This is a genomic window from Sphingomonas trueperi (assembly GCF_040545965.1).
Taxonomy (GTDB): Bacteria; Pseudomonadota; Alphaproteobacteria; order Sphingomonadales; family Sphingomonadaceae; genus Sphingomonas; species Sphingomonas trueperi_C.
In genome coordinates this window covers 1-18,690 of record NZ_JBEPMV010000002.1, presented here as the reverse complement: position 1 = coordinate 18,690, position 18,690 = coordinate 1, and the positions used below count along the sequence as shown (strand labels likewise).

Annotated in this window: 16 protein-coding genes; 11 read left to right on the top strand and 5 right to left on the bottom strand. The window is 66.4% G+C overall.

Going from position 1 to position 18,690, the window contains the following annotated elements; translation table 11 throughout:
- Window positions 1-45 precede the first annotated feature (45 nt).
- Genes ABIC35_RS03935 through ABIC35_RS03925 form a run of 3 tightly spaced genes read left to right on the top strand, consistent with a single transcriptional unit; the run spans window position 46 to window position 3,341 of the window.
- Complete coding sequence (locus tag ABIC35_RS03935) at window positions 46-1,029, top strand: SPFH domain-containing protein (RefSeq protein WP_121076855.1); 984 nt, start codon at window positions 46-48, stop codon at window positions 1,027-1,029.
- Window positions 1,026-1,496 (top strand): NfeD family protein, encoded by a 471-nt coding sequence (locus ABIC35_RS03930; RefSeq protein ID WP_354278314.1) that lies wholly within the window; start codon window positions 1,026-1,028, stop codon window positions 1,494-1,496. Before ABIC35_RS03935 ends, ABIC35_RS03930 begins: the two co-directional genes overlap by 4 nt.
- 21 nt (window positions 1,497-1,517) lie before the next feature.
- Window positions 1,518-3,341 (top strand): DUF885 domain-containing protein, encoded by a 1,824-nt coding sequence (locus ABIC35_RS03925; protein ID WP_121076851.1) that lies wholly within the window; start codon window positions 1,518-1,520, stop codon window positions 3,339-3,341.
- 114 nt (window positions 3,342-3,455) lie between these two features.
- On the opposite strand, the gene ABIC35_RS03920 is transcribed toward ABIC35_RS03925, so the two are convergent.
- The 5 genes from ABIC35_RS03920 to carA form a co-directional block, all read right to left on the bottom strand.
- A complete protein-coding gene (locus ABIC35_RS03920) occupies window positions 3,456-4,082 on the bottom strand; it encodes a rhomboid family intramembrane serine protease (RefSeq protein WP_121076849.1) in 627 nt (208 codons plus the stop codon).
- A gap of 8 nt (window positions 4,083-4,090) precedes the next feature.
- Window positions 4,091-4,567, bottom strand: a complete 477-nt coding sequence (gene greA, locus ABIC35_RS03915) for a transcription elongation factor GreA (RefSeq protein ID WP_121079359.1) — start codon at window positions 4,565-4,567, stop codon at window positions 4,091-4,093.
- Between the two features lie 282 nt (window positions 4,568-4,849).
- Window positions 4,850-8,179 (bottom strand): carbamoyl-phosphate synthase large subunit, encoded by a 3,330-nt coding sequence (carB, locus tag ABIC35_RS03910; protein WP_121076845.1) that lies wholly within the window; start codon window positions 8,177-8,179, stop codon window positions 4,850-4,852.
- On the bottom strand, window positions 8,179-8,541 hold the full coding sequence (locus tag ABIC35_RS03905) for a ribonuclease E inhibitor RraB (protein ID WP_121076844.1): 363 nt from the start codon (window positions 8,539-8,541) through the stop codon (window positions 8,179-8,181). Before ABIC35_RS03905 ends, carB begins: the two co-directional genes overlap by 1 nt.
- Window positions 8,538-9,701 (bottom strand): glutamine-hydrolyzing carbamoyl-phosphate synthase small subunit, encoded by a 1,164-nt coding sequence (gene carA, locus ABIC35_RS03900; RefSeq protein ID WP_121076842.1) that lies wholly within the window; start codon window positions 9,699-9,701, stop codon window positions 8,538-8,540. Before carA ends, ABIC35_RS03905 begins: the two co-directional genes overlap by 4 nt.
- Window positions 9,702-9,842: 141 nt before the next feature.
- Here carA and ABIC35_RS03895 point away from each other — a divergent pair, with 141 nt between their 5' ends.
- The 8 genes from ABIC35_RS03895 (at window position 9,843) to ABIC35_RS03860 (ending at window position 18,443) form a co-directional block, all read left to right on the top strand.
- Window positions 9,843-10,295, top strand: a complete 453-nt coding sequence (locus ABIC35_RS03895) for a GatB/YqeY domain-containing protein (protein ID WP_121076840.1) — start codon at window positions 9,843-9,845, stop codon at window positions 10,293-10,295.
- 58 nt (window positions 10,296-10,353) lie between these two features.
- Window positions 10,354-10,764, top strand: a complete 411-nt coding sequence (locus ABIC35_RS03890) for an endonuclease domain-containing protein (RefSeq protein WP_354278313.1) — start codon at window positions 10,354-10,356, stop codon at window positions 10,762-10,764.
- Window positions 10,764-12,659 carry a DNA primase gene (dnaG, locus tag ABIC35_RS03885; protein ID WP_121076836.1) on the top strand — a complete coding sequence of 632 codons (1,896 nt, stop codon included), beginning with the start codon at window positions 10,764-10,766 and terminating at the stop codon, window positions 12,657-12,659. The genes ABIC35_RS03890 and dnaG overlap by 1 nt, the downstream gene beginning before the upstream one ends.
- Before the next feature lie 42 nt (window positions 12,660-12,701).
- On the top strand, window positions 12,702-14,729 hold the full coding sequence (rpoD, locus tag ABIC35_RS03880; RefSeq protein WP_121076835.1) for an RNA polymerase sigma factor RpoD: 2,028 nt from the start codon (window positions 12,702-12,704) through the stop codon (window positions 14,727-14,729).
- 204 nt (window positions 14,730-14,933) lie between these two features.
- A complete protein-coding gene (locus ABIC35_RS03875) occupies window positions 14,934-15,599 on the top strand; it encodes a DUF6975 family protein (protein ID WP_121079357.1) in 666 nt (221 codons plus the stop codon).
- Between the two features lie 53 nt (window positions 15,600-15,652).
- Window positions 15,653-16,495, top strand: a complete 843-nt coding sequence (locus ABIC35_RS03870) for an AAA family ATPase (RefSeq protein WP_121076833.1) — start codon at window positions 15,653-15,655, stop codon at window positions 16,493-16,495.
- Between the two features lie 74 nt (window positions 16,496-16,569).
- Entirely contained in the window at window positions 16,570-17,748 is a 1,179-nt protein-coding gene (locus ABIC35_RS03865) for a vWA domain-containing protein (RefSeq protein WP_121076831.1), read from the top strand.
- Window positions 17,745-18,443 carry an immunity protein Imm33 domain-containing protein gene (locus ABIC35_RS03860; RefSeq protein WP_121076829.1) on the top strand — a complete coding sequence of 233 codons (699 nt, stop codon included), beginning with the start codon at window positions 17,745-17,747 and terminating at the stop codon, window positions 18,441-18,443. Before ABIC35_RS03865 ends, ABIC35_RS03860 begins: the two co-directional genes overlap by 4 nt.
- Window positions 18,444-18,690 lie beyond the last annotated feature (247 nt).

Below are 18,690 nucleotides of genomic sequence, written 5' to 3'. Positions count from 1 at the left end.
TCTCTATGCTAGCACTAGGACCCATTGCGAGGGGAGTCGGGGCGTATGGACGTGCTTTTCGTGTTTCTGGCCGGGCTGGTGGCGCTGGTGCTGTTCTACCTGCTGGCCAGCGTCAAGATCGTGACCCAGGGCTATCAGTACACGATCGAGCATTTCGGCCGCTTCACCACCGTCGCCGCGCCCGGCTTCAACTTCTACCCCGCCTTTTTCTATCGTGTCGGCCGCAAGGTGAACATGATGGAGCAGGTGATCGACATCCCCGGCCAGGAAATCATCACCAAAGACAATGCGATGATCTCCACCGACGGGGTGGTGTTCTTCCAGGTGCTCGATGCCGCCAAGGCCGCCTATGAAGTGTCGGACCTCTATGTCGCGCTGCTCCAGCTGACGACGACCAATTTGCGCACCGTGATGGGCTCGATGGACCTGGACGAGACGCTGTCCAAGCGCGACGAGATCAACGCGCGGCTGCTCTCGGTGGTCGACCACGCGACGACGCCCTGGGGCGTGAAGATCACCCGCGTCGAGATCAAGGACATCCGCCCGCCGGCGGACATCGTCAACGCGATGGGCCGCCAGATGAAGGCCGAGCGCGAGAAGCGCGCCAACATCCTCGAGGCCGAAGGCAGCCGCCAGTCGGAGATCCTGCGCGCCGAGGGCCAGAAGCAGGCGCGGATCCTGGAGGCCGAGGGCCGCCGCGAATCCGCCTTCCGCGACGCCGAGGCCCGCGAGCGCGCCGCCCAGGCGGAGGCGGAGGCGACCCGGCTGGTGTCGGACGCGATCGAGTCCGGCAGCGCCGCCTCGCTCAACTATTTCATCGCGCAGAAGTACGTTGAGGCAGTCGGCAAGTTCGCGACCTCGCCCAACGCCAAGACGATCCTGTTCCCGGTCGAGGCGACGCAGTTGATCGGCACGCTGGGCGGCATCGGCGAGCTGGCCAGGGATGCGCTGTCGGGTGGCGCGCCCAAGCCCCCTGCCCCGCCCGCGCCGCCGGCCCGCCGCCCGGGCCCGTTCGACCAGCAGGATTGATCGCAGCGTTGGACTGGCTGCAGCACCCGCCTTTGCTCTGGTTGATCGCCGCGGTGGCGCTGGGGATCGCCGAGCTGGTGGTGCCGGGCGTGTTCCTGGTGTTCCTCGCCGTTGCTGCGGCGATCACGGGCGCGTTGGCATTGCTGTTCCCGGACCTGCCGATCGCCGGGCAGTTGCTCGGCTTTGCCGGCTGGTCGGCCGTCGCCGTGCTGATCGGCCGGCGCTGGTATCAGGACTTTCCGGTGCAGAGCGCCGATCCGCTGCTCAACGATCGCGTCGCCCGGCTGGTCGGCGAGGTCGTCACCGTCGTCGAGCCGGTGAGCGATCATGGCGGCCGCGTGAGCGTCGGCGATGGCGAATGGCCTGCACGGGGTCCCGATGCCCCCGCCGGCAGCCGCGTGCGGATCACCGGCGCCACCGGCGCGACGCTGCGGGTCGAGCCGCTTCCCACCCTTCCCCAGAACTGAAAACAAACCGAGGTCGAATTGATGCAAACTACCCGTCGCGACGTGCTGCTCGGATCGAGCGCCCTGCTCGCCACTTCCGCCGCGGCACACCCGGCGCTTGCCGCCAGCCCTGCCGAAGCCCAGGCCCAGGCCCAGGCGCTGATCGATCGTACGGCCGAAGCGCTGCTGGTGCTCAACCCCGAGGGCGCGACCGGGCTCGGCATCGACAAGGGTGCGCGCGCCGCCCTCAAGCACCGGCTTGGCGACCGCACGCCCGCGGGCGTCGCCAAGATGGCCGCACACCTGAAGGCAACGCTCGCCGACATCGCGCGGATCGACGTCAACGCGGTCAGCCCCGAGATGCGCGTCCATCTCGACGTGATCCAGACCGCCTATGAAAACGGCCTCAAGGGCATGGCCTTCCCCTATGGCGACGTCGCGGTGGGGAGCTGGCGGAACACGCCCTATGTCGTGATCCAGAATGTCGGCGCCTATATCGACGTGCCCAAGACGCTCGACAGCGACCACCAGATCGCGACACGCGATGACGCCGATGCCTATTGCGACCGGCTCGTCGCCTATGCCGCCGCGCTCGACGGCGAGACGGTGCGGCTCCAGCAGGCGGCGAGCGTCGGCGTGATCGCGCCCGACTTCCTACTCGACAAATGCCTCAAGCAGATCCGCCTCGCCCGCAGCGGCGATCCGGCAAAGTGGGACGTGGTGACCTCGCTCGCCAAGCGGACCGCCAAGATGCCGGGCGATTACGAGGCCCGCGCGACCAAGATCGCCGCCGAGCAGGTCGGCCCTGCCCTAGACCGCCAGATCGCCGAGCTGGAGAAGCAGCGCGCCCGCGCCACCTCCGATGCCGGCGTGTGGAAGTTCAAGGACGGCGACGCCTATTATGCCTGGGCGCTGAGCGCCGGCACCACCACGACGATGTCGCCCGACGAGGTCCATGCGATGGGTAAGGCGCAGCTCGCCGAGCTCCAGGCCGAAATGGACACCATCCTCAAGACGCTCGGCTATACCCAGGGTTCGGTCGGCGCACGGATGCGCGGGCTCGCCACCGACAAGCGCTTCGCCTTCCCGGAAAACGACGCGGGCCGCGCCGAGATCATCCAGATCCTCCAGAAGAGCATCGACGACATGCGTGGCCGCATGCCGCAGGCGTTCCACACGCTGGTGCCGGGCAATGTCGAGGTGAAGCGCATTCCCCTGGTGGAGGAAGCAGGCGCGGCAGGCGCCTATGGCGGCCCCGGCACGATCGACGGCAAGGTGCCCGGTCGGCTCTGGGTCAACCTGCGCTCGACCGGCATCTGGACGCGGTTCAGCCTGCCCGACCTCGCCTATCACGAGGCGATCCCCGGCCATGCCTGGCAGGGCGAATATACCTTCAAGATGCCGCTGATCCGCTCGCTCCTGCAGTTCAACGCTTATTCGGAGGGTTGGGCGCTCTATGCCGAGCAGCTGGGCGACGAGTTGGGCGTCTATGCCGAGAACCCGGCGGCCAAGCTCGGCTATCTCCAGTCGCTGGGCTTCCGAGCGTGCCGGCTGGTGGTGGACAGCGGGCTCCACGCCAAGCGCTGGACGCGCGAACAGGCGATCCGCTGGTTCGTCGAGGCCAATGGCTCGTCCGAGGACGAGGTGCAGGGCGAGGTCGACCGCTATTGCTCCTGGCCGGGCCAAGCCTGCGGCTACAAGGTGGGCCACACCGCGATCAACCGGCTGCGGACGCAGGCCAAGACCGCGCTCGGCGACAAGTTCGACTTCCGCGCCTTCAACGACGCGCTGCTGCTCGGCGGCAACGTGCCAATGACCGTGCTCGGCCATGTGATCGACCGGCACATCGCGCAGCGGAAAGCTTAAACCCTCGTCATCCCGGCGAAAGCCGGGATCCATTGGGGTCACCGCTGAGGCGCTTGCTAATAAGGAGAGGCGACTGGATCCCGGCTTTCGCCGGGATGACAGCAGAAGAAGCGCTTACGCGTGGCGCCAGCGCCAGAGCAGCATCGGCCGGGCCAGCGCTAGGCCGAGCAGGAAGCCGCCGATATGCGCCCAGATCGCGACGGTCACGCCGCCCTGGAGGAACGCGAAACCCATCAGCAGATTGACGCCCACCCAGGCCGCGGCGAGCCAGGCGATGTGGACGACCTGCGCCGGGATCGGCCCGATCGCCTTGGCGCGCTGGCGGCCGTAGAGCAGCGAATAGGCGCCGACCACCGCCGAGCTCGCCCCGCTCGCGCCGATCATCGGTGCGGTCGACATCGGCCCCGCCAGCCACTGCGCCCCGCACGCGGCATAGGCGCCGATCAGGTAGAGCGTCACCAGCCCCTTGGCGCCGATCGCCCGCTCGGCCTCGCGGCCGGTAAAGGCAAGCATCAGCATGTTCATGCCGAGATGGGCGAGGCCGCCATGGATCAGCGCCGAACTGAGCGGGGTCAGCCATACCGGCACCACCGGCCCCGGCAGGATCAGCCCGCCGGAAAGCCGCGCCGGGATGAACCCCGCCGCGTACTGGATCTGCGCCGCATTGGGCGCGAAATTGGCGATCAGGCTCACCGCCACCGTGACGGCGACGATCACCGTCGTGGCGCTGACCCTTCGCATCGCAGGCCTCAGATGAATTCGACCTTGGAGACCAGATAATAGCGGTCGCCCGCCGGCACCGACACCTCGACCTCTTCGTCGACCTTGCGGCCGATCAGCGCGCGGCCGATCGGCGAGTTGTACGAGATGCGGCCCTTGCTCGCATCCGCCTCGGTCTGACCCACGATCTGGTAGGTGACCGGCTTGTCGTCCTCGTCGAGCAGCGTCACGGTCGCGCCGAACACGACCTTGTCGCCCGAAAGCTCCTTGGGATCGATGATCTGGGCGCGGCTCAGCTTGTCCTCGATGTCGGCGATGGTCGCCTCCACCTGGCCCTGGCGCTCCTTGGCGGCGTGATACTCGGCGTTTTCGGAGAGATCCCCGTGCGCGCGCGCTTCCTCGATCGCATCCACGATCAACGGCCGCTCGGCCTTCAGCCGCTTCAGCTCTTCGCTGAGCTTCTGATAGCCTTCCGCCAGCATCGGCATCTTCTCGACGGTCGCCATAACGCCCTTGTCCTTCAATACGCCCCCGGCACCGACCGTCGCCCGAAAACGACGTCCGCACACTTACATCGGTTGGGGAAATCCATTGTGCGAACGCGAATAGTAAGTCGCGAGGCGAAAAACATCAAGGCGGGGGGCGGAAAACGCAAGATTTAGCCAACTAAGCCCCTCCCCTTTAGGGGAGGGGTTGGGGTGGGGCTGTGTCTCACCGAGACCGACCAACGTTCTGGAATCCCTCCACCCCAACCCCTCCTCCAAGGAGGAGGGGCTTAGAAGCAGACCTTACCCCCGCGACGCGAAGTACGCCTGGATCGGCTGCACCTCGATCGGATTGCTCCGCATCGCCGCGATCGCCCGCGCTGCGGCGACGCTGCCCGGCGCGGTGGTGAAATACGGCACCTTCTGCGCCAGCGCCGAGGCGCGGATGCTCATCGAGTCCTTGAGCGACTGCCAGCCTTCGGTGGTGTTGAAGATCAGCGCGACGTCGCCGTCCTGGATGCGGTCGACGATGTGCGGACGGCCCTGGGCCACCTTGTTCACCGTCTCCACCGCGATGCCCTCGGCGGCGAGGAACTCGGCCGTGCCGCTGGTCGCGATGATCTTGAAGCCGAGATCGGCCAGGATCTTCACGCCGGGCAGCACCACCGCCTTGTCGCCCTGCTTGACGCTGACGAACACCGTACCGCCGTCGGGCAGCACCGTGCCCGCGCCGAGCTGCGACTTGGCGAAGGCGGTCGCGAAGTCCTTGTCGATGCCCATCACTTCGCCGGTCGACTTCATCTCGGGCGACAGCACCGGATCGACGCCGGGGAAGCGCGCCCAGGGGAACACCGCTTCCTTGACCGCGATATAATCGATGTCGCGGTCGATCTTGGGCAGGTTGGCCAGCTTCTCGCCCGCCATCACGCGGCTGGCGATCTTGGCGATCGGCGCACCGATCGCCTTGGCGACGAACGGCACGGTGCGGCTGGCGCGCGGGTTGACCTCGATGAGGTAGACCTCGCCGTCCTTGACCGCGAACTGGATGTTCATCAGCCCCTTGACCTTGAGCGCACGCGCCAGCGCCACGGTCTGGCGCTCGATCTCGGCGATGATCTCGGCGGGCAGGCTATAGGGCGGGATCGAGCAGGCGCTGTCGCCCGAATGGACGCCGGCTTCCTCGATATGCTGGAGCACGCCCGCGACCACCACATCGGTGCCGTCGGCGATCGCGTCCACGTCCACCTCGATCGCATCGCGCAGATACTGGTCGATCAGCACCGGCGAGTCGCCCGAGACCTGCACCGCGGTCTGGATATAGTCGTCGAGCTGCTGGAGGCTGTCGACGATCTCCATCGCCCGGCCGCCCAGCACATAGCTCGGCCGCATCAGCACGGGGTAGCCGATCCGCTCGGCCACCCGCACCGCCTCGTCGCGGCTGCGCGCGATGCCGTTCATCGGCTGCTTGAGGCCCAGCTTGGCGACGAGATCGGCGAAGCGCTCGCGGTCCTCGGCCAGGTCGATCGCATCCGGGCTGGTGCCGAGGATCGGGATGCCCGCATCCTCCAGCGCCTTGGCGAGGTTGAGCGGGGTCTGGCCGCCGAACTGGACGATCACGCCGACCAGTTCGCCCTTGGACTTCTCGACCTCGAGGATCTCGAGCACGTCCTCGGCAGTCAGCGGCTCGAAATAGAGCCGGTCCGAGGTGTCATAGTCGGTGCTCACCGTCTCCGGATTGCAGTTGACCATGATCGTCTCATAGCCCGCATCCGCCAGCGCGAAGCAGGCGTGGCAGCAGCAATAGTCGAACTCGATCCCCTGCCCGATCCGGTTCGGGCCACCACCGAGGATCACCACCTTGCGACGGTCGCTCGGCTCGGCCTCGTTCTCGGGCTCGCCGAAGCTGGGCGCCTCATAGGTCGAGTACATGTATGGCGTCTTCGCCTCGAACTCGGCCGCGCAGGTGTCGATCCGCTTGAACACCGGGCGCACGCCCAGCCGGTGGCGCAGCTTGCGCACCTCGGCCTCGGTCACGCCGCCGGAGATGGCGTTGGCCACTTCGCCGATCAGCCCCGAGCTGCGCGCCATGACTTCGCTGCCCGCGCGGAGATTGACCGACTTGAGCGCCAGATAGGCGAGCCGCTTGTCGCTGAAGCCCATCGCCTTGAGGCGGCGCATGCCGGCCGCGTCCTGCGGCAGGCCGTTAGTGGCGACGTCCTTCTCGGCGTCGAGGATCTCGGCGATCCGCTCGAGGAACCAGGGGTCGTAGCTGGTGAAGCGCTGGACGTCCTTCAGGCTGAAGCCCTCGCGCATCGCCTGCGCGGCGATCAGCAGCCGGTCGGGCGAGCGGACGGTCAGCGCCGCCTCGATCACGTCGCGCGGCGCGCCGACCAGCCGGTCGACATCGTTGAAGCCGCTGAGGCCGGTCTCCAGCCCGCGCAGCGCCTTCTGGATCGATTCGTGGATCGAGCGGCCGATCGCCATCACTTCGCCGACCGACTTCATCGCCGTGCCCAGCACCGCCTCGGCGCCCTTGAACTTCTCGAAGGCGAAGCGCGGGATCTTGGTGACGACGTAATCGATCGTCGGCTCGAAGCTCGCCGGTGTCGCGCCCGTGATGTCGTTGTCGATCTCGTCGAGCGTATAGCCCACCGCCAGCTTGGCGGCGACCTTGGCGATCGGGAAGCCGGTCGCCTTGGAGGCCAGCGCCGAGGAGCGGCTGACGCGCGGGTTCATCTCGATCACGATCAGGCGGCCGTCCTTCGGATTGACCGCGAACTGCACGTTCGAGCCGCCGGTCTCGACGCCGATCTCCCGGAGACACGCGATCGATGCGTTGCGCATGATCTGGTATTCCTTGTCGGTCAGCGTCAGCGCCGGCGCGACGGTGATCGAATCCCCGGTGTGCGTGCCCATCGGATCGATATTCTCGATCGAGCAGACGATGATGGCATTGTCGTTCCGATCCCGGACGACCTCCATCTCATATTCCTTCCAGCCGAGCAGCGATTCCTCGATCAGCACCTCGGTGGTCGGCGACAGGTCGAGGCCCGAGCGCACGATCGCGATGAACTCCTCGCGATTATAGGCGATGCCGCCGCCCGATCCGCCCATGGTGAAGCTGGGGCGGATGATCGCCGGCAAGCCGACATAGTCGAGCGCGGTCAGCGCCTCGGCTTCGGTGTGCGCGATTGCCGAGCGGGCGCTTTCGAGCCCGATCTTGGTCATCGCGTCCTTGAACTTCAGCCGGTCCTCGGCCTTGTCGATCGCATCGGCATCGGCGCCGATCATCGTCACGCCGAACTTCTCCAGCGTGCCGTCGCGGAACAGCGCCAGCGCGGTGTTGAGCGCGGTCTGACCGCCCATCGTCGGCAAGACGGCGTCGGGCCGCTCCTTCTCGATGATCTTGGCGACGACCGCGGGCGTGATCGGCTCGATATAGGTCGCGTCGGCCAGCTCGGGATCGGTCATGATCGTCGCCGGGTTCGAATTGACCAGGACGATGCGATAGCCCTCTTCCTTGAGCGCCTTGATCGCCTGCGTGCCCGAATAATCGAACTCGCACGCCTGACCGATGACGATCGGCCCGGCGCCGATGACGAGGATGGACGAGATGTCGGTACGCTTGGGCATCAGTGTTTCATTCCAGTTTCAGCGACGCATCCCCAGCCATCATATTCGAGGCCGAAATGCGCTTCTATGCGCAGACAAAGTTCGGTCAGGGCACGGATCGAGGTTTCGTCGGTCGGCTGGGTGCGCTCCAGGAAGAGCCATCGACCGCCGCCCTTGGAGGTCTCGTCGCCCAGCACCGTGAAGCCCAGCTCCTCGGCCGCATCTTCCAATGCGGCGAGTGCGTCCGCCGAGCCCTTGAAGCTCACATCGATCGGCCGCGCGACGGCTGCGTTATCGCCATTGGCAGCGAGATTCTCGAGAACGTCCCTGTCGGCCGCCCACTCCTCTTCGAAGCGGGCCGGATCGAACGGGGGGAGGTTCACGCCATCATCCCCACGAACCGCTCGAACAGATAGAGGCTGTCCTGCGGGCCGGGGCTGGCCTCCGGGTGATACTGCACGCTGAACGCCGGGCGGTCGGTGAGCTCGATGCCGGCGTTGGAGCCGTCGAACAGCGATACATGCGTCTCGCGGGCATTGGCCGGCAGGCTCTCGCGCTCGACGGCGAAGCCGTGGTTCATGCTGGTGATCTCCACCGCACCGTCTTCCAGCCGTTTGACCGGATGGTTGGCACCGCGATGGCCCTGGAACATCTTGGTGGTCTCCGCACCCACCGCGAGACCGAGCAGCTGGTGGCCGAGGCAGATACCGAACAGCGGCTTGCCGGTCTCGAGCAGCTGGCGGATCACCGGCACTGCATATTCGCCGGTCGCGGCGGGATCGCCCGGGCCGTTGGAGAGGAAGAAGCCGTCCGGATTGAACGCCATCACCTGCTCGAAGGTCGCGGTGGCGGGGAGCACGGTCACGTCCGCGCCGGCCTGGACCAGATTGCGGAAGATGTTGCGCTTCGAACCATAGTCGATCGCGACGACCTGCGGGCGCTTGGTCTCCGGGCGGCTGGTGTCATAGCCGGCGCCGAGCTTCCACACGCCGCCTTCCCAGCCGAAATGCGTCTCGCACGACACGGTGATCGCGAGATCCATGCCCTCCAGCCCCGGCCAGGCGCGTGCCTTCTCCAGCAGCGCGTCGATGTCGAAAGTGCCCGACTTCGAATGCGCGATCACGCCGTTCGGCGCGCCGCCCAGGCGAATGCGGCGGGTCAGCGCGCGGGTGTCGATGCCCGAGAGGCCGATGCGGTTGTGCTTCGCCATCCATGCATCGAGATGCTCGGTGCTGCGGAAGTTCGACGGCTCGGTCACGTCCTCGCGGACGATCATGCCCAGCGCGTGCGGATCATCGGCCTCGATATCGTCGGGGTTGGCGCCGACATTGCCGATGTGCGGGAAGGTGAAATTGATGATCTGACCGGCGAAGCTCGGGTCGGTCATGATCTCCTGATAGCCGGTCATCGCGGTGTGGAAGCACACTTCGCCGACGGCATCGCCTTCGGCACCGAATCCTCGACCCCACAATATCTCGCCGCTCGCCAGAACCAGAACGCCCGTGGCTCCAACGGGCATGGACAAGGGTTTGGCGTCGGCCATTTGGGGCGGGCACTCCTGCTTTGGGTTTGCGATGTTGCTAAGGGCCGCCCGCTAGACCCCGATGGCCGCAGCGTCAATCTGTTAAGTTTTTTGCAGGTCCGCTATGGTTCCCGGCTTCCCGTACAAAGATCGAGAGAAACGATGATTCGCGACGACATCAAGGCTGCGCTGGTTACCGCCATGAAGGGCGGCGACAAGGCGTCGACCGCCACGATCCGCCTGATCCAGAGCGCGATCAAGAACCGCGACATCGAAGCCCGCACCGGCAAGGCGCCCGAGGATGACGACGTGCTGGTCGTCGAGGTGCTGCAAAAGATGGTCAAGCAGCGTCGCGAATCGATCGACATGTATGTGAAGGGCAACCGCCAGGAACTCGCCGATGCCGAGGCCGCCGAGGTGGTGGTGATCGAGCGCTTCCTGCCGCAGCAGATGAGCGAAGCCGAGACCACGGCGGCGATCGAGGCGATCAAGGCCGAGCTGGGCGCGTCGGGCATGAAGGACATGGGCCGGGTGATGGCCGAGCTGAAGGCGCGGCATGCCGCGCAGCTCGACATGAGCAAGGCCAGCGCGCTGGTGAAGGCGGCGCTTTCGTAAGATGGACGACGGGGGCAGCTCTGCGCTCCCCCTCCCGCCAGCGGGAGGGGGCCGGGGGGTGGGCCCCCGCTTCCGGCTGGACAGGCCGACCGAGCGGGCGCGCAAACTGCGGAACGATCCCACGGCAGCGGAGGAGCTGCTGTGGTCGAAGCTGCGGAAGTCGCAGCTTGGCGGGTTCAAGTTTAGCCGGCAGATGCCGATTGCTGGCCATTTCGCGGACTTTGCGTGCCGGAAGGCGAAGCTGGTCGTGGAACTGGATGGCAGCCAGCACGCCGAGATGACCGCAGCCGATGCCGAGCGCACGCGGCGGATCGAGGCGGAGGGTTATCGTGTCCTGCGCTTTTGGAACAATGATTTGACGTCGAATATGGAGGGCGTGTTGCAGGCCATTCTTACGGCCGCCTCGCCTGGTGGTGAGCGGGGGCCCACCCCCCAGCCCCCTCCCGCAAGCGGGAGGGGGCGCGACTAATGTCCCTCACCCCCGCCTTTCTCGACGAGCTCCGCGCCCGCACCACGCTGTCCACCCTCATCGCCAAATCGGTGAAGCTGCAGCGCGCCGGCAAGGAATTCCGCGCCTGCTGCCCGTTTCATAACGAGAAGACGCCCAGCTTCTACGTCAACGACGACAAGGGCTTCTACCATTGCTTCGGCTGCGGCGCGCATGGCGATGCGATCCGCTGGATGACCGATCAGCGCGGCCTGCCCTTCATCGATGCGGTGAAGGAGCTGGCGCAGGCCGCCGGGCTCGACATGCCCGAGCAGGACCGCCGCGCCGCCGAAAAGGTCGAGCGCGCCAAGGGCCTGCACGAGCTGATGGGCGAGGCCGCGACCTGGTTCACCGAGCGGCTGAACGGCATCGAAGGCGCCGAGGCGCGCGCCGTGCTCCAGCGCCGCGGCATCGCGCCCGAGACCGCCCGCAGCTTCGGCCTCGGCTTCGCACCCGATTCGCGCGGCAAGCTCAAGGAGGCGCTGAAATCCTATGGCGATCCGATGCTGGTCGAGTCCGGCATGCTGATCGCCGTCGAGGGGAAGGAGCCGTACGACCGCTTCCGCGGGCGGCTGATGATCCCGATCCGCGACGTGCGCGGGCGGACGATCGCGTTCGGTGGAAGAATCATCGGAGAAGGCGAGCCCAAATACCTGAATTCTCCGGAGACCCCGCTCTTCGACAAGGGCCGCACGCTCTACAATCTCGATCGCGCCCAGGCAGCCTCACGCAAGGCGGACCGGGTGATCGCGGTCGAGGGCTATATGGACGTGATCGCCCTCGCCCAGGCGGGCTTCGGCGAAGTCGTCGCCCCGCTCGGCACCGCGCTGACCGAACACCAGCTCGAACGGCTGTGGCGGCTATCCGAAGTGCCCCTGCTCTGCTTCGACGGCGACAGCGCCGGGCAGAAGGCAGCCCTCCGCGCCGCGCATCGCGCGCTGCCGATGCTCGCCCCCGGCCGCAGCCTCGCCTTCGTCACCCTCCCCCAGGGCCTCGACCCGGACGACCTCGTCCGCGCGCAGGGCCCGGCCGCCTTCGAGGCGCTGCTCGCCAGGCCCGAACCGCTGGTCGATCGCCTCTGGGCAAGCGAAGTGGCCGCCGGCCCGCTCGACACGCCCGAGCAGCGCGCCGGGCTCAAGCGCCGCCTCACCGAACTTGCCGAGCAGATTCAAGACCCGAACGTAAAGCATGAATATATCGCGGAATTTCGCGCCCGTGCCGACCAGCAGTTCGGCCGCGGCCCGCGCGAGTTCCGGCGCGACCAGCGCGGCCCCGCCCCTGCCCGCCAGCAGCAGCGCGGCACCCGCAACGCCCGCGGCGGCTGGCAGCCGCCCGAGGCCCCGCCCTCGCACCTGATCAAGGGCGTGCAGGCGAGCGGGCTCGATCCCATATTGGCACGCGCGGTGCTCGCCGGGCTGATCCGCCACCCGGTCGAGATCGCCCGCCACATGGAGATATTGGGGAGTCTGCGTAGTGCATCGGGGGCGCTGGGGCGGCTATTCGAAGCCGTTGTCGAGGTGGCGCTCACCAATCCGGCGTCGCGTCAGCTTGATAGCGCGGATTTCCTCACCATATTGGCGTCGTCCGGTTTCGATTCAGTGGCAAGCGAGTTGCTCCGCGCAGACACGCTCCCCTTCACCTTCACGCGGCCCGCGGCCGACGTGACGAAGGCGCGCGAGGATCTGGGCGAGGCGATCGCGGTGATGGCGGCACAGCCCGCCGTCGATGTGGCGCTCGCCGAGGCGACTGCTGCGCTGATGCGCGACGGCACCGAGGAAGCGTTCGCCCGCCAGGTGGCGCTTTCGCGGCAACGGCAGGAGCTTCAGGAACGGCTTGCCAATCTGATGCTTGCGGAAGACGGCGTTTTTGAGGAATAGAGGCGGTGTAAAATTGCCGCCATCTGAGTTTCGAGGGATTTGATGGCGAAGGCGAACATGGCAGACGTCACGGACACGGCAGACACGAGTGACGCGCCGCTGATCGATCTGAACGAAGGTTCGATCAAGAAGCTGGTCGCGCGTGCGAAAAAGCGCGGGTACATCACCGTCGACCAGCTCAACGAGATGCTGCCGCAGGACCAGATGTCCTCGGAGCAGATCGAGGACGTGATGGCCGCGCTCAACGACATGGGCATCAACGTCGTCGAGAATGAGGACGCCGGCGAGGATTCCGAATCCGAGGACGATTCGGCGGACGATTCGGAAAGCGCCGACACCAGCGACGATTCCGCACCCGCCTTCGAGATTGCGAAGAAGAAGGAAACCGTCGATCGCACCGACGATCCGGTGCGCATGTATCTTCGCGAAATGGGCGCCGTGGAGCTGCTCAGCCGCGAGGGTGAAATCGCCATCGCCAAGCGCATCGAGGCCGGCCGCGACACGATGATCCTGGGGCTCTGCGAGTCGCCGATCACGTTCAACGCGATCATCGGCTGGTCGACCGCGCTCAACGAAGGCACGATGCAGCTGCGCGAGATCCTCGATCTCGATGCCATGCTCTCCAAGGGTCCGTCGGCCGAGCAGGTCGAGGGCGCCGAGGACGACAATGGCGAGATCAGCGAATCGAGCACCGGCCCGACCTTCAAGGAAGAGGAAGAGCCCGAGGAAACCGCATCGGACGAGGATGACGAACTGACCGAACGCCGCGCGCGGCGTCCGTCGGACGACGAGGAAGAGGACAACACCCTCTCGCTCGCCCAGATGGAAGAGCAGCTCAAGCCGCAGGCGCTCGAGAAGTTCGCCAACATCACCGCGATCTACAAGAAGTTCGGCAAGGTCCAGCAGCAGCGGCTCGACACCATGTCGGCCGGCGAGGACTTCCCGGCGGCGGAAGAGAAGAAGTACAACAAGCTCCGCGAGGAGCTGACCGCCGAGGTGGAGAGCGTCCAGTTCCACCAGGCGAAGATCGAGTATCTTGTCGACCAGCTCTACAGCTTCAACCGGCGCCTGACGGCACTGGGTGGCCAGATGCTGCGTCTCGCCGAGCGCCACAAGGTCAGCCGCAAGGACTTCCTCGACCGCTATGTCGACCACGAGCTCGACGAGAACTGGCTGCCGACGGTGGTGGGTCTCGACAAGAAGTGGAAGGCCTTCGTCGAGAACGAGAGCAGCTCGGTCGATCGCATCCGCACCGAGATGAGCGAGATCGCCCAGTCGACGGGCATGACGCTCACCGAGTTCCGCCGCATCGTCAACATGGTGCAGAAGGGCGAGCGCGAGGCCCGCATCGCGAAGAAGGAGATGGTCGAGGCCAATCTCCGCCTCGTGATCTCGATCGCCAAGAAGTACACCAATCGCGGCCTGCAGTTCCTGGATCTCATCCAGGAGGGCAATATCGGCCTGATGAAGGCGGTGGATAAGTTCGAATATCGCCGCGGCTACAAGTTCAGCACCTATGCGACCTGGTGGATCCGCCAGGCGATCACCCGCAGCATCGCCGATCAGGCGCGCACCATCCGTATTCCGGTGCACATGATCGAGACGATCAACAAGCTGGTCCGCACCAGCCGCCAGTTCCTCCACGAGCAGGGCCGCGAGCCCACACCGGAGGAAATGGCGGAGCGCCTGAGCATGCCGCTCGAGAAGGTGCGCAAGGTGATGAAGATCGCCAAGGAGCCGATCAGCCTCGAAACGCCGATCGGCGACGAGGAAGACAGCCACCTGGGCGACTTCATCGAGGACAAGAACGCGATCATCCCGGTCGACGCGGCGATCCAGGCGAACCTCAAGGAAACGGTCACCCGCGTCCTTGCGAGCCTCACCCCGCGCGAGGAGCGCGTGCTGCGCATGCGCTTCGGCATCGGCATGAACACCGATCACACGCTGGAAGAAGTCGGCCAGCAATTCTCGGTGACGCGCGAACGTATCCGCCAGATCGAGGCCAAGGCATTGCGCAAGCTCAAGCATCCGAGCCGCAGCCGCAAGATGCGCAGCTTCCTCGACCAGTAAGCGCATCGGCCAAGAACAGGAACAACGGCCCCGGGCATCCCCCGGGGCCGTTTTCTTTTGGGACAGCGGTGCGTGGGGAGCCGAAATCCTGTCTTTCAAGATTAATTCTGGCGTAACCATCTTTCTATGCGCTTCGGTATCGTCGCTGTGCGATCTCCTCTGAACCGGCCGATGGCGGGCGGTACTGTCCAGATGAGGAAGGTCATGCTCGTGGATACCGCACCGTTGGAGCATTTGTCGGGCGCGTGGGGCCCGATGGGCGCACTGGCCGGGACCGACGGCAGCGCCCGCCACCCGCATCTGCGCGCCCTTCGCGCCGCCGCCCTGCCCCGCCGCGACCTGGCCGACGCGGTCCACCATATCGCGCGGCTCCATGGCCGCCACCCGGGGCTGGTCGACTATGCCGCCGGCCATGGGCGCCATCCGATCGAATGCGAGTGGCTGGAAGCCGCCGCCGACGCCTTCGTCGCAGAGCGCGCCTATCTCGTCCGGCTGGTCGCCGCGGTAGGCCCCCTGCCCAGCACCCCAGGCCATGCCGAGAGCGAAGCCGCCGCCGCCGCGCAGCGCCACGCGCTCGACATGCTCGCCCAGTCCGACCGCGCCGGCTGCGCGACCGGGGCCGCGATCGCGCTGGCGATCGAATGGGTGGCGATCCGCGCGGTGCTCGATCGCGCCGCGACGAGCTTTGGCATCGATCCCAAACCGGCAAGCCTGCCGATCCCCGAGGAGACGGTCAGCGTGGTCGACGCCCTCGCCCGCGAAGCCGCGCACGAGCGCGCGATGCTGTTCGGCGCGCAACAGGTCTTCGCCCAGCATCGCGGCCTGTGGGACCTGCTCGAGGCTCGCGCGAGCGCCCGCAGCCGCGGCTGACCTGCCCCTCGGGATGGGTTGCATCCCGCCACTGTTCGGCCCACCTTCTGCGTATGCGCTTCGAAGGTACCCAGAGCTATGTCGCCACCGCGGACCTGAAGGTCGCGGTCAACGCCGCCGTCACGCTGCGCCGCCCGCTGCTCGTCAAGGGCGAGCCCGGCACCGGCAAGACCGTGCTGGCGACCGAAATCGCCAGGGCGGTGAACGCGCCGCTGATCGAGTGGAACGTCAAGTCGACCACCAAGGCGCAGCAGGGCCTCTACGAATATGACGCGGTGGCGCGGCTGCGCGACGGCCAGCTCGGCGATCCGCGGGTGCACGACATCGGCAACTATATCCGCAAGGGCAAATTGTGGGAGGCGTTCACCAGCCCCACCCTCCCCGTGCTGCTGATCGACGAGATCGACAAGGCCGATATCGAGTTCCCGAACGACCTGCTCCAGGAACTCGATCGCATGGAATTCCATGTCTACGAGACCGGCGAGAATGTCCGCGCCGCCGAGCGCCCGATCGTGGTGATCACCTCGAACAACGAGAAGGAGCTGCCCGACGCGTTCCTGCGCCGCTGCTTCTTCCACTATATCAAATTCCCCGATCGCGACACGATGCAGGCGATCGTCGACGTCCACTTCCCCGGCATCCAGAAGCTGCTGGTCAGCCGCGCGATGGACCTGTTCTACGAGATCCGCGAAGTGCCCGGCATCAAGAAGAAGCCCTCGACCAGCGAGCTGCTCGACTGGCTGAAGCTGCTGCTCCACGAGGAGATGCCGCTGGAGGTCCTCCAGTCTCGCGACCCGACCAAGGCGATCCCGCCGCTCCACGGCGCGCTGCTCAAGAACGAGCAGGACGTGATGCTGTTCGAACGGCTGGCCTTCATGGCGCGGCGACAGAAATGAGCATGCGGCGGGCGCATGCCCTCCGGCGCGCAACGTAATGGACGCGCCCCGTCCCGCAGGCCTAGTCTAGCGCCATGTTCCTCGCCTTTCTCGACGAACTGCGCGCCGCGGGCATTCCTGCCAGCCTCAAGGAACACCTCCTGCTGCTCGAAGCGCTCGACGCGCAGGTGATCGAGCCGACCCCCGAAGCCTTCTACTTCCTCGCCCGCGCCACCTATGTGAAGGACGAGGGGCTGCTCGACCGCTTCGACCAGGTCTTCGCCAAGGTATTCCGCGGCATCGCCTCGAGCTACGGCGTCGCCCCGGCCGATATCCCCGAGGAATGGCTCCGCGCGATCGCCGACAAATATCTCAGCGACGAGGAAAAGGCGGCGATCGAAGCGCTCGGCTCGTGGGACAAGCTGATGGAGACGCTCCAGCAGCGGCTGAACGAGCAGCACGAGCGGCACCAGGGCGGCAGCAAATGGATCGGCACCGGCGGCACCTCCCCCTTCGGCAATGGCGGCTACAACCCCGAAGGCGTGCGGATCGGCGGCGAAGGCAAGCACCAGCGCGCGGTGAAGGTGTGGGAGGCGCGCGACTATCGCAATCTCGATTCCACGCGCGAGCTCGGCACCCGCAACATCAAGGTGGCGCTGCGCCGCCTGCGCCGCTTCGCCCGCGAGGGCGCGGCGGAAGAACTCGATATCGACGGCACGATTGCCGGCACCGCAAGGCAAGGCTGGCTCGACGTGAAGATGCGGCCCGAGCGGCACAATGCGGTGAAGCTGCTGCTCTTCCTCGACGTGGGCGGATCGATGGACCCGTTCGTCAAGCTCTGCGAGGAGCTGTTCTCGGCGGCGACCAGCGAGTTCAAGAACCTGGAATTCTTCTACTTCCACAACTGCCTCTACGAGGGCGTGTGGAAGGACAATCGCCGCCGCTTCGCCGAGCGCACCCGCACCGCCGACCTCCTCCACAAATATGGCCCGGACTATAAGGTGATCTTCGTCGGCGACGCGTCGATGAGCCCCTATGAGATCACCCAGGTCGGCGGCTCGGTCGAGCATCTGAACGACGAGGCCGGCGCCATTTGGCTGCGGCGGGTGACCGACACCTGGCCCGCCACCGTCTGGCTCAACGTATTGCCCGAGGCGCAATGGGGCTATTCGCACTCGGTGTCGATGATCCGCGAACTGATGCGCGATCGCATGTATCCTCTCACGATTGCAGGGATCGATGCGGCGATGCGCGAGTTGAGTAGAAAGCGATGAGTACGATCCGCGACATGCTCCACCGTTGGCACCGGCGCCTGTTCGGTAGCTACACCATCGCCGACCCCCGGCCGATGGCCGAGGCCGCGCCCTACACGTTTTTTCTGCCCAGCGAGAACGAGGTGCTGGCGCTGCGCCCCGGCGATCTCGCCAAACTGATCTTCCAGTCCAGTCCGCCCTCGCGCGACTATGCCGCCGAGCGGATGTGGGTGGAAATCACCCGCGCCGAGGGCGAGAAGCTGTGGGGCCGGCTCGACAATGTGCCGCTCGACATGCCCCAGCTCCGCCCCGGCCGCGAGGTGGCGTTCCGCCGCGGCGACGTGATCGACCTGCGCTGGGGCGAGGACCGCCCGGTCCGCCCGCCCTCGGCCCCGGCACGGCGCCATTATGACGCGCGTTGCCTGGTCGACAGCTGCGTGCTCGAACAGGGTGCGGCGGTCCATTATCTCTACCGCGAGCTGCCGCTGCCCCCCAGCGTCGGCGACGCGCCCGACAGCGGATGGCGCATCCGCGGTGACTATCGCGGGCTGGAAGACGAAGCGATCGGCGCCCGCGCGATCGAATGCGTTGCGCTCGGCCGGGTGCTCAACATCGACGATAGCTGGGTCCACCTGATCGATGCCCCCACCGGCTCGGCCTATGTGCGGAACTGGGAGAAGGATGTGTTCGAACCGGAGTCCGCGGCGGCGGATTGAGGCGCGACGATCAGGGCGTGTCTGCTGCCGCCCCAACTTCAGCCATTCAGGCCGTCCGGCGTCGGTCCAAAAAGCGGCCGTTGATTCCTTCGGCCGTGCAGTCGGGGGCTCGGACATCCTGCGGATGGCAGTGATGACCCAAGTCGTAGCTCTAGAGCATCTTCACGATGGGCGGAATCGCGAGGGATTCCCTTTTCGGTGGTCGTGTGATTCATAGGCGTCCGTCACGACGGAGGCGGCAATGGGT